Genomic DNA, 11,441 nt, shown 5'->3' with positions numbered 1-11,441 from the left:
AGGGAAGATGTTAAGGGGACAAGTCTTCCAAGGGAAAAGACCTTTATGAATGCGCCAGAAACCGATGGAGAATATTTCATCGTTCCGAAAGTTGTAAAGAAATAGCCAAGAGGTTCTGGAAGAATGAAATGTAAGAGAATTGAAAACTTAAAGGATTGCGGTTGTAGTTATACAGCTTGTAGACGTAGAGGAATATGCTGCGAATGTGTAAGAAACCATAGGAGAAAAGGAGAGATCCCTGCTTGCTTTTTCCCAGAAGAAGCAGAAAAGACGTATGATCGTTATATAGAGTTTTTTATAAAGGTTTGGGCTGAAAAGTTGGGATACAAACTTGTAAAGATGGGAGGATAAAGTAATGGAACTTTTGAATAAAACTTTAAAGGAATTAAACTCTCTTATAAAGAGAAAAGAGGTAAAACCTTCTGAACTTCTTGATGAACTTCTTAAGAGAATAGAGGAGACAGAACCAAAGATTAATGCTTACATAACAGTTTCAGTTGAAGAAGCAAAGGAGAGATCAGATCTTCTTGACAGAGATCTTGCGAAACTTAATGAAGATGAAATTCCAGAGCTTTTTGGAATTCCTATTTCCATAAAAGATAACATAAACGTTGAAAACGTTAGAATGACCTGTGCTTCAAAAATTTTGGAAAATTTTATTTCTCCTTATGATGCAACAGTAGTAAAAAGATTAAGGGAAAGAGGAGCAATTTTTGTAGGAAAGAACAACCTTGACGAGTTTGCAATGGGATCATCAACAGAAACTTCCTACTTTGGGCCAACGAGAAATCCTTGGGATTTAGAAAGAGTTCCTGGAGGGTCTTCTGGAGGTTCAGCAGCTAGTGTGTCTGCAAGGTCTGCAATAGCATCCCTTGGTTCTGATACTGGAGGTTCTATAAGACAGCCTGCAGCTTTCTGTGGTGTTGTCGGTTTAAAACCTACCTACGGTAGAGTTTCAAGATATGGGCTTACAGCCTTTGCATCTTCTTTGGATCAGATAGGGCCAATTACAAAAACAGTAGAAGATGCTGCATATTTGCTAAACATTATTTCTGGTCAAGACTCAAAAGATGCTACAAGTGCAAGAGTTTCCGTACCAAACTTTTTAGAAGCCTTAGATAAGGACATAAAAGGTCTAAAAGTTGGAGTTCCAAAAGAGTTCTTTGTTGAGGGTATAGAAGAAGAAGTAAAAGAGAAGGTTTTAGATACAATCAGAAAGCTTGAAGCCCTTGGAGCAGAAGTAGAAGAAATCTCTCTCCCTCATACAAAGTATTCAGTTGAAACCTATTACATTATTGCCCCAGCTGAAGCTTCCTCAAACCTTGGAAGATTTGATGGCGTGAGATATACCTATAGAGCAAAAGATTACCAAGGTTTAGTGGATATGTTCTGTAAAACAAGAGCTGAAGGCTTTGGAGATGAAGTCAAAAGAAGAATAATGATTGGAACTTACACGTTAAGTGCTGGTTATTACGATGCTTATTACTTAAAAGCCCAAAAAGTCAGGACTTTGATATATCAGGATTTTGAAAAGGCTTTTGAAAAAGTGGATGTTATTGCTACTCCTGTTTCTCCTACCACAGCCTTTAAACTTGGAGAAAAAACAAGCGATCCTCTCAAGATGTATCTATCTGATATCTTTACAATAGCTGTAAACTTAGCAGGACTTCCTGCAATCTCTATTCCTTGCGGATTTGACAGTAAGAATCTGCCAATAGGATTCCAACTTATAGGTAAAGCTTTTGATGAAACTACTATTTTAAACGTCGCTAACGTCTTGGAAAAAGAATTAAGGATTGACAATATACCTTCTCTTTAAAAAAATATAGGGGTGGCTGGGAGTTGATCCCGCCATCCCATTTTATTTTAGTCTTGGAAATTGACAGAGAAACTGGCACTACCTTTCAGACAGAGAAGATATTCTTGAAAAAATCTTCTTCCGATTTTTCTATTACTGCAACTTTAGTGTGAGTTAGTATGGATAAACAAAAATTAGAAGAACTTTTTTTATTTTGGCGGAGGTGGATGGGAATCGAACCCACCATCCCGCTCTTAGCGGGACCACCGGATTTGAAGTCCGGGGGGGACACCAGCCCCCGTCCACCTCCGTTGGCTTTAATAAATTTCATTACTTACAACAATTTGTCAAGGGGTTGCCAACATGACTTTGTTTTTTCCTGTTCTTTTAGCTACGTAAAGGGCTTGATCCGCTTTCTGAATAAGTTCTTCTAAATTTGAAGAGAGACTATTGTCTGCTACGCCTATACTTACAGTTACTTTTAGTCCTTCTATATCCAGTTTTTCAATGTTTTTTCTCAATCTTTCTGCAACTATTCCTGCTTTATTTAAGTCAGTATGGGGAAGAATAACTAAGAATTCTTCTCCTCCGTACCTAACAGCTATATCACTTTTTCTTAGAGTTTTCCTTATTGTTTCTGCAACCTTCTTAAGCACTTTATCTCCAACCAAGTGTCCATAAGTATCATTTATTTTCTTAAAGTCATCTGTATCTATCATTAGAATTGAAAAGTGATATCCGTATCTTTTTGAACGGTAAAACTCCTTCTCTATCAAGTCGTGTAGGATATCTCTCCTATAAAGTCCAGTAAGGGCATCTTTGTACGCTCTGTCTTTTAAGAACTCTTTTTTCTCTTGCATAGATAAAAGCCACTTTTCCCTTTCAGCAATGTAAAATATTAAAGAGGCTATAGATTTTAGAAATTTCTCGTTTTCTTCATTAAGATCTTCTTTGTTTTTAAGATCGATGAATATTTTCACATCCTTATCTTCAAAAGAAAAACATCTTTTCTTTGGTAGAACGAAATCATCCATTCTTCTAGGAAGATATCCTGTGTCTTTTGAATAAACGTAAACGTGATCTTTGATTCTTAAAATGACTCCTATACTTTCGAGAGGCAAGACTGAAGAAAGTTGTTTCTCTATTATCTTCAGTATCTCTGACATAAAGATTTTCTTTATTGTTAAGTCTTCGATTAGAGAAATAATGTTTCTTCTATGTTCTTGTTTTTTAAAAGTTTCTAGCTTTTGAGCTTCGACCATTTTTCCGTATTCGAACCTTTCAACAGCATCCAGAACTTTCTCTACAAATTCTTTTCCTTTTATTATTGAACCGTGCTGAGGGGCGATTATCTCTATGTCAAGCTGCTTCAATTTTTCTGTTGTATAAAGAACAACCGATTTACAAGGCATGTATATTTCATGGAAAGCTCTTATAGCTTCTACGTAACTTTCGTCTTTAGCAAATAAAGACCAGTCTTTTTCTACCCAACCCCCAAATATATCGCTGGAAAAGAGAACCTTTGTTTTTGGATCATAAGTAACAATATTCCCTGAATAGTGCATGTAAGGGGTGAAAATAAAGAGAAGTTCTCTTCCGCTTTCTAAGCGTAGTTTGAAATTGTGTTGATCAACGAGGAAGAACGGCGTTAATAGGTTGTAGTGTTTTAAAAGAAAGTATGTTCTCCAATGGGTTACTATATATCTTTCCCTATCTGGAAGAACTTTTTCAAGTTCTGGTAAAGAAGCCGTAAGGTCCGGATCCTGATGATGACAAACAATGTACTTTATATCCTTAAGATCTATCAAGTACTTTATTTTTCTTAGCGTTTCTTCAAAAGTAATTAAAGAACCAGGATCTATTAGAATAGATTCCTCTCCGTTTCTTATAAGATAGGGATGGCACTGGAAAATATCGTCTTTAATGTAGCTTCCGACCCAAAAAACATCATCAGCGATTTCTACTGGTTTTGTAATGTCTAAATCTTTCACAATATCCCCCTTTAAATTTGAAAGGGGATTTTAGCAAAACCAAACTTGACAAAAAATGGATGTCTTCCTATATTATAAACCGTCAAATTTGACGCGGGAGTGGCGGAATCGGCAGACGCGCCGTCTTGAGGGGGCGGTGCCCTTACGGGCGTGCGGGTTCAAATCCCGCCTCCCGCACCATATAAAAATTCTTTTCTTTATTCAATATATTACAATTTATCCTTGCAATTCACCTAATTTCTGCCGCCAACAAACCTCTTTAGTTTTTCAGCCTGTCCTCGAGTGCCAATTATTATTAAGGAGTCGTTTTCCAAAATCATTGTTGTAGACGTTGGATTAAGAATGAAAGAACCATCTTCTCTTTTTATTCCTATAACTATTACTCCCGTTTTTTTTGGTATTTCAAGGTCTTTTAAAAGTTTCCCATGAAAAGGAGAACCCTTGGGAACCTTTACTTCTTCAAGTCTTAAATCTATTTCTCCATGGTGAGTTACTATGTCAAGGAAGGTAACAACGCTTGGTCTTATAGCTAAGGAGGCCATTCTCAGTCCACCTATAACGTTCGGAAGGATAACCTCTGTAGCTCCTGCTCTTTTTAGTTTTATTACGTTTTCTTCTCTACTTGCTCTTGCGACAACTTTTATTCTAGGATTTAGATTCTTTGCTGAAAGAGTAATAAACAGGTTGCTTGCATCATCTGGAGTAGCTACTATTAAGTTCGCTGCCGACTTTATTCCTGCCTTTATTAGGATTTCGTCTTCTGTTGCGTCTCCAAGAATATAGATAAGGTTTGGATATTTCTCTTTCGCTTCTTCTATTTTTTCTTCGCTCTTTTCAATTACAACAAACGGGATTTTTTCCTTCCAGAGTTCTTTTATTGCTGCAAGTCCTGTTCTTCCAAGTCCACAAACAATAGTATGATTTTTTAGGTTTGAAACCATTTTTTCTATCCTCTTATTAATAAAAATTTTTTTTAGTTCCCCTTCAAATATCATAGAAGCAATTGTGGATGCAGCATAGGCAAAGATAGCAAAAGCAATAACAATTACGACCATGGTAAAGGTTTTTCCGGCGGTTGATAGGGGATGGACTTCTCCGTATCCAACGGTTGATATTGTAATTATTGTATGCCAGAGTGCATCAAGGAAAGACCAATGTTCTATTAACATAATTCCAAAAGTTGAAAAGGAGACAAGAAGGAATAGGATAGTTATGAGATACAGAAACTTGACTAGAGTTTGTTCTTCAGGAGAAAGTTTTTGGTTTTGACTGTAAATTTTTCTAATAAACTTTAACATGGATTAATTATACATCAGGGTGGTTAGACATGGAGTTTAACTTTCCAGATTTTGAGTTCCATATAAAGGGTAAGAGGGTCTTAAAGGAGAGGAAGAAAGCTTTCTACCTTTCGCTAATACTACCAGGTCTTGGGCAAATTTATCAAAGACGTTTCATTACGGGGATATTCTTTCTGTTTACTTTTTCCCTTCCATTCTACTATCTTTACTTGATAGGTTTTAAGCTAAATTACGGTTCAATTTCTTTAATTGTGGCTTTAATTTTCCTTTACATTCTTCAGGCAATAGATGCTAAAAGAGGGGCTACTAGGGAAACTTCTCCTTGTGAAGATTTCTGTCCTGCAAACGTAAATATTCCGTCTTTTATGAGTTTTAGTAGCGTGGGAAAGTTTAAAAAAGCTTTTGGAGTTTTTGTATCTAAGGCACCGTTTCCTCTTACTTTGGGAGAAATATGTCCTGCTACTTGTGAAACAAAATGTGGAATTTTACCTGGAAGATCCTTGAAAATAAGAGAAGTTCACAAGGAATTTGGAAGGCTTGTCTTAAAGGAGATGAAAATAATAAAGAGAAATCCTATATTTCCCGTTGTTAATCGCAAAGTAGCCATTATAGGTGGAGGACCGGCAGGACTTTCTGCTGCTTATTATTTAGCTTCATGTGGAGTAAAAGTAGATATTTTTGAAAAGGAAAAAACACTGGGAGGACTTTTAAATCTAATTCCTGACTTTAAATTAGATAAAGAACTTTTACAAAGAGAAATAGAGTTTATTACTTCTTTCAAAAACTTGAGAGTTTTCTTAAAGACCAATGTTAATTCTAAGCTTTCAGGATACGACTTTATTGTAATTGCGGTTGGTTCCCAGAAGGAGAGAAAGTTTGACATTCCAGTGGAAGGGAAATCTGCTGTTGTTTATCCTCTGTCTTTTCTAAAGTTTCCTCCAGACCTTCAGGGTAAAAAGGTAGCAATAGTTGGAGCTGGAGATACAGCCTTTGATATAGCAAGACTTGTTTTAAGACTAGGAGGAAAGGCTTTTGTTTTCTATAGAGGAAGTTCAGAAAATTTTCGGGCAAACCCAAGGGAAGTGAATCTTGCTATAAGAGAAGGAGTAGAGGTTTTCACAAATTGTTTACCAGAAGTTATAAAAGACAATAGAATAACTTTTTCCTGCGGTAGTATCAGTTTTGACTACCTTGTTCCTGCAATAGGTTTTGAAAAGGACAAAAAAATATTTGAGACTTTTGAAATCTCAGGTGAAAAGTTTTTTGAAAGTAATGTTTTTGTTGTTGGAGATGCGTTAAACGGAATGACTACAGCTATTGAGGCGATAAAAAGCGGAAGAGTTGCAGCAGAAAAAATATTAAAGAAACTTGGTTTAGGGGATAGAATTTGGTTTACTGTAGACTTTTACGAACCAAAGAAAGAGAGTTTAAAAGGCGATAATCTATTTATCGTTTCTGAAAGTTCACTGTGTCAACACTGTGGAGAGAAAGTAAAAAGTTAGCTAAAATTTAGATAGACCTAACTTAGTTTGAATGGAGAGATTATGGAACAAGAAAAGCTTGCCCCGAGGCTTGAGGATTACCTTGAAACTATCTATTTGATTGAAAAGAAAAATGGAGTAGCAAGAGTAAAGGAGATAGCTAAAGAAAGAAACGTAAAAATGCCAACTGTTAGCGATGTCCTTAAAAGGCTTTCGGAGAAAGGTTTTATTCACTATGAGCCTTACGGTTACGTAAGGACAACCGAAAAGGGGAAGCTCTACGCTCAGACTCTATACAGCAAGCATAAAGTATTGATCAAGTTCATGAAAGAAGTTCTTGGAGTAAGAGATGACATTGCTGAAAAAGAAGGTTGCCTTTTGGAACATCACCTCTCAAAGGAGACTATAGAAAGAATAGAAAAGCTTGTCTATTTCTTTGAAAAAGAAAATCTAAGAGAGAACTTCAAGGAGTACCTTAATGAAAAAAATGATATTTAAGTTTATGGAAGATAGAACCTTAGAAAATGTAGCAGAAAAAGTTCTTAATGGAGAAAGGCTATCTTTTGAAGATGGAGTAAAACTTTTTAAGACAAACGATATTTTAACTTTGGGAAGACTTGCCGACTTTGTGAATAGAAAAAAGAACAGAGATTTTGTTTACTTTATAGTAAACAGACATGTGAATCTTACAAATATTTGCGTTGGGAAATGTAAATTTTGCGCTTTTAGAAGGAATAAGGGAGAAGAAGGGGCTTTTGAGTTAACAATTGATGACGTTTTAAAGAAAATAGAGTCTTTTGATGGCGTTACAGAAGTTCACATTGTAAGTGGACTACATCCTGAGTGGAGATACGAATTTTATATAGAACTTTTGAGGGAGATAAAGAGAAGTTTTCCAAAAATCCGTATTCAAGCTTTCACTGCTGAAGAAATTGACTACCTATCAAGGATATCAGGAAAATCTATAAAAGAAATTTTAATTGATCTTTTGGAAGCTGGAATTTCTTCACTTCCTGGAGGTGGAGCAGAAGTCTTTAGTGAAAGGGTAAGAAAACTTCTATGTCCTAAAAAACTCTCAGCCGAAAGGTATTTAGAAATTCATGAAACAGCTCACCGTTTAGGGTTTAAAACAAATGCATCTATCCTTTATGGACATATTGAAACAGTAGAAGAAAGGGTAGAACACCTTTTAAGACTTAGAGATCTACAGGATAAAACGGGAGGTTTTTTGGCGTTTCTATCCTTTGCTTACCATCCTGAAAATACAGAGCTTAAAGGGAAGGCTACGACCGGGTTTGATGACCTTAAGATGTTGGCTGTTGCGAGACTTATCTTAGATAACTTTGACCACATTAGAGCTTTTTGGATAATGCTTGGAGAAAAACTTGCCCAAGTTTCATTACACTTTGGGGCTAATGACCTTGATGGAACAGTTGTGGAGGAGTCCATTACTCATTCTGCGGGAGCAACAACAGGTTCATATATGCCGAAAGAGAGACTTTTAAAACTTATTAGGGAATCTGGAAAAATTCCTGTTGAAAGGGATACTTTATACAACGTATTAAGAGTCTATTGAGGTTGAGATGGAAGATGTGATTTTAAAATTGGTTAAAGATAGAAATCTTTTTCCTATTGCGGAGAAAATTCTTGGTGGAGAAAGACTTTCTTTTGAAGATGGAATTACACTTTTTAACTCTTACGATCTACCAACTTTAGGACTTTTAGCTAACTACGTAGCAGAGAAGAAAAATGGGAAGTTTGCTTACTTTAACGTTAATGTTCACATTACACCAACAAATATTTGCATTGGTACTTGTAAATTTTGTGCCTTTAGGAAGAGAAAAGGAGAGGAAGGTGCTTATGAACTGGCAGTAGAAGATATAGTGAGAAAACTTGAAGATTACAAAAAGAGTAATCCTAGCCTTACGGAGGTTCACATAGTAGGTGGATTACATCCGGACTGGCGTTATGAGAACTATATTGAAATAATAAGAGTCTTGAAACAAACCTTTCCAGATATTCATATAAAAGCTTATACTGCCGAGGAGATTAAATACATAGCAGAAAAAGGAAAGAAAACTGTTGAAGAAACACTCATAGATTTGATCGAAGCTGGGCTTGGTTCAATTCCGGGAGGTGGGGGAGAAATTTTTGAAGAGGAGATAAGGAAAAAAATTTGTCCAGATAAAATCTCAGCAAGAGATTATTTGGAAATTCACAAGACGGCACACAAACTTGGAATAAAGTCCAATGCAACAATGCTTTTTGGTCATATTGAGAGTATTGAAGATAGAGTAAATCATCTTTTACTATTAAGAGAAACTCAGGATGAAACAGGAGGGTTTCAGACATTTATACCTTTAGCTTTTCATCCTATTAATACAAAAATTCCGAATGCTAACTATACGACAGGAATTGATGAGTTAAAGACGCTAGTTGTATCAAGACTTCTTCTTGATAACTTTCCACACATAAAAGCTTACTGGATAATGCTCGGGGAAAAGATTGCACAGGTTTCTCTGCAGTTTGGAGCGGACGATATTGACGGAACAGTCATAGAAGAGGATATTACTAAATCTGCAGGAGCAAGGGCCGGGGAGTTCATTCCAAAAGAACGCTTAGTAAAGCTAATAAAGGAAGCAGGGAAGATTCCTGTTGAGAGAGATACCGTTTACAATCCGATAAAGGTTTATTTTTAAAAAATCTTTTTGGAGGTAAGAAAATGTCCGAAAATACAATTTACGGAATTATTTGTACCATAATAGCTATTGCTTTACCTTTATCCTTTGCTATAATCGCTTGGAAGTCAACTCTTAGTGAGAAGAAAGATGGTAGTGGTTCGGAACCTAGGGGGGAGTAAGTGGCAGTATCGCTTTGCTTTGATTATTGTGGGATTTCACCCCTAAGTGTTGAAAAGTTAGTAAAGGAGAATAACCTAAAAAGTCTTCTTAACGAAAAAGATGCTCCTTTTGTAAAGTCTGCTAACACAAATATTAAAGAGATAAAGCGAAAGTTAAAAGACTATAAAGCAAAATTTGACTCTCTAATTGTCGTAGGTATGGGAGGATCTTCTCTTGGAACAAAGGCTATCTATAACACCATAACTTCAGGAGAACAGGAAGGAAGAAGGAAACTTCTTTTTTTTGATAACGTTGATCCAACATACGTAAAGAGAGTTTTAAATTCTGTTAATCTTGAAAAAACTTGTTTTGCTTTTATCAGTAAATCGGGTAGAACTCTTGAAACAGTTGTTTTACTAAATATTGTAGTGAAAAAACTGAGAGAAAAGAATTTCTCTGACTTGGGAAATCGTTTCATCTTTATAGGTGATGAAGGTAATTCTTTTGAAGGTTTAGCAAGAAGATTTGATACTGTATTTTTTTCCATACCAAAAGAAATAGGCGGAAGGTTTTCTGTTTTAACACCTGTTGGACTTGTACCTTCTGAGTTTATAAACTACAACATTGAGGAACTTTTAAAAGGTGCAAAAGATGCTCTAGAAAATCCAGAACCAGCAATAAAGCTTGGAGTCTGTAAATATCTTCACTATAAAAAAGGTAGAACAATTTCTGTAATGATGGTTTACTCCAATTATTTACGAGAGTTTACTGAATGGTATGCACAGCTTTGGGCAGAAAGTCTTGGAAAAGATGGAGAAGGACAAACTCCAATGAAAGCAATTGGAACGTCCTCCCAGCACTCCGTTCTTCAACTTTTTATGGATGGAAAGGATGATAAAGTTTATCAGTTCTTCTCTATTGAGAATTACACTGAAGATTTGAAACTTCCTGAAGAAACAGAAATTCTTGACTTTATTGCTGGAAAGAAACTTTCAGAAATAATAAAAGCAGAATTTGAAGGAACTGTTGAAGCTCTTTACAAGAGAGAAAGACCAATTATTGAGATAAAGATGGACTCCCTTTCCCCATATAACATGGGGTACCTATTTATGATCTACATGATAGCAACAGTTGTCATGGCAAAGCTTATGGGGGTAAATCCTTACGGGCAACCAGCTGTAGAAATAGGTAAAAAGTTAGCCTATGCAAAGCTTAAAGGCGGCGATTCCACAAGCTACTGAAACATTAAGGGAATGGGTTTTTCCAAAAGTTGGAACTGTAACTATTTCGTCTGAAATAGAAAGAACCTCTTTGCTTATTCCCCTTCCTTCTGCACCAAGAACAAGAGCAGCTGGTTTTTCAAATTTAATTTCTCTTATATCCTTTCCTCCTGTTTCTAGTGCGTAAATTTTTCCGCCAAGTTTTTTAAACTTTTTTAGTTCTTCACTTAAATTTTCTACTCTTGATATGAGAAGATGAAATATAGCTCCTGCTGAAGATTTTACAGCAACTTCGTTTATTGGGGCGGATGATTTTGTTGGTAATAAAAGTCCCGTTCCATTAAAAATTTCTGTGGTTCTTGCTATTGTTCCTAAGTTTTGAGGTTCTGTTATGCCATCAAGGACAACAAAGAAGTTCTTTTCCTTAGTGGTTTGATTAAAAAGCTTTTCACAAGGAACGTAATCTATAGGAGATAAAATAGCCACTACTCCTTGGTGCTTTTTTGTTTTGGTAAGTTTTTCAAGTTGGTTCTTTTTTGCCCACTGAAAACGAATGTTGTTTTCTTCTAGGAAGCTTAAAAATTCTGGATCAAAGTACTTTCCATACTGAAGGTATAGTTTTTCAATGCTCTTTTTTGATTTTCTCGCTTCGTAAACGGCATTCTTTCCACATATAGTAAGGTTTTACATCATTTTCTCCTTATCCTTACATCTAAACTTTTCACTGTCTCTTCTATTCCTTTTAAAGGTCTTATAAAGCCAAATAGTATTTCCTTAAGCATAGATCTTATGAAGGGTTTTAAAGGAATTTTA

The 11,441-nt window shown here is 35.8% G+C and carries 12 protein-coding genes and 2 tRNA genes; 10 read left to right on the top strand and 4 right to left on the bottom strand.

Features of this window, described 5'->3' with window-relative positions:
• The 3 genes from ABGX27_08090 to gatA all read left to right on the top strand — a co-directional run.
• Positions 1 to 105 (top strand): Asp-tRNA(Asn)/Glu-tRNA(Gln) amidotransferase subunit GatC (locus tag ABGX27_08090; GenBank protein MEO2069447.1); only part of this gene is annotated, 105 nt, incomplete at its 5' end.
• Between the two features lie 18 nt (positions 106 to 123).
• On the top strand, positions 124 to 351 hold the full coding sequence (locus tag ABGX27_08085; GenBank protein ID MEO2069446.1) for a DUF6485 family protein: 228 nt from the start codon (positions 124 to 126) through the stop codon (positions 349 to 351).
• Between the two features lie 4 nt (positions 352 to 355).
• Entirely contained in the window at positions 356 to 1,819 is a 1,464-nt protein-coding gene (gene gatA / locus ABGX27_08080; protein ID MEO2069445.1) for an Asp-tRNA(Asn)/Glu-tRNA(Gln) amidotransferase subunit GatA, read from the top strand.
• Positions 1,820 to 2,013: 194 nt separating this feature from the next.
• Here gatA and ABGX27_08075 read toward each other — a convergent pair.
• Positions 2,014 to 2,108 (bottom strand) — tRNA-Sec (locus ABGX27_08075).
• Between the two features lie 37 nt (positions 2,109 to 2,145).
• On the bottom strand, positions 2,146 to 3,789 hold the full coding sequence (locus ABGX27_08070) for a diguanylate cyclase (GenBank protein MEO2069444.1): 1,644 nt from the start codon (positions 3,787 to 3,789) through the stop codon (positions 2,146 to 2,148).
• A gap of 93 nt (positions 3,790 to 3,882) precedes the next feature.
• Between ABGX27_08070 and ABGX27_08065 the strand changes: the two genes are divergently transcribed.
• Positions 3,883 to 3,969 (top strand) — tRNA-Leu (locus ABGX27_08065).
• Positions 3,970 to 4,022: 53 nt separating this feature from the next.
• Here the strand turns inward: ABGX27_08065 and ABGX27_08060 are convergent.
• Positions 4,023 to 5,087 carry a potassium channel protein gene (locus tag ABGX27_08060; GenBank protein MEO2069443.1) on the bottom strand — a complete coding sequence of 355 codons (1,065 nt, stop codon included), beginning with the start codon at positions 5,085 to 5,087 and terminating at the stop codon, positions 4,023 to 4,025.
• Positions 5,088 to 5,116: 29 nt separating this feature from the next.
• Here ABGX27_08060 and ABGX27_08055 point away from each other — a divergent pair, with 29 nt between their 5' ends.
• The 6 genes from ABGX27_08055 to ABGX27_08030 are packed head-to-tail and all read left to right on the top strand — an operon-like array spanning position 5,117 to position 10,649.
• On the top strand, positions 5,117 to 6,589 hold the full coding sequence (locus ABGX27_08055; protein MEO2069442.1) for an FAD-dependent oxidoreductase: 1,473 nt from the start codon (positions 5,117 to 5,119) through the stop codon (positions 6,587 to 6,589).
• 42 nt (positions 6,590 to 6,631) lie between these two features.
• Positions 6,632 to 7,066, top strand: a complete 435-nt coding sequence (locus ABGX27_08050; GenBank protein MEO2069441.1) for a metal-dependent transcriptional regulator — start codon at positions 6,632 to 6,634, stop codon at positions 7,064 to 7,066.
• The gene (gene mqnE, locus ABGX27_08045) at positions 7,047 to 8,144 is read left to right on the top strand and encodes an aminofutalosine synthase MqnE (protein ID MEO2069440.1); all 1,098 of its coding nucleotides are present in this window, start codon (positions 7,047 to 7,049) and stop codon (positions 8,142 to 8,144) included. The genes ABGX27_08050 and mqnE (ABGX27_08045) overlap by 20 nt, the downstream gene beginning before the upstream one ends.
• A 7-nt stretch (positions 8,145 to 8,151) precedes the next feature.
• The gene (gene mqnE, locus ABGX27_08040) at positions 8,152 to 9,267 is read left to right on the top strand and encodes an aminofutalosine synthase MqnE (GenBank protein MEO2069439.1); all 1,116 of its coding nucleotides are present in this window, start codon (positions 8,152 to 8,154) and stop codon (positions 9,265 to 9,267) included.
• 23 nt (positions 9,268 to 9,290) lie between these two features.
• On the top strand, positions 9,291 to 9,428 hold the full coding sequence (locus tag ABGX27_08035; protein MEO2069438.1) for a hypothetical protein: 138 nt from the start codon (positions 9,291 to 9,293) through the stop codon (positions 9,426 to 9,428).
• A complete protein-coding gene (locus ABGX27_08030) occupies positions 9,429 to 10,649 on the top strand; it encodes a glucose-6-phosphate isomerase (GenBank protein ID MEO2069437.1) in 1,221 nt (406 codons plus the stop codon).
• Here ABGX27_08030 and rlmB read toward each other — a convergent pair.
• Entirely contained in the window at positions 10,605 to 11,303 is a 699-nt protein-coding gene (gene rlmB / locus ABGX27_08025; GenBank protein MEO2069436.1) for a 23S rRNA (guanosine(2251)-2'-O)-methyltransferase RlmB, read from the bottom strand. The genes ABGX27_08030 and rlmB overlap by 45 nt on opposite strands.
• Positions 11,304 to 11,441 lie beyond the last annotated feature (138 nt).

This window comes from Desulfurobacteriaceae bacterium (genome assembly GCA_039832905.1).
In the GTDB taxonomy this organism is placed as follows: domain Bacteria; phylum Aquificota; class Aquificia; order Desulfurobacteriales; family Desulfurobacteriaceae; genus Desulfurobacterium.
The sequence above is the reverse complement of the archived record's forward strand: the minus strand, read 5'-3'. Positions and strand labels throughout refer to the sequence as shown.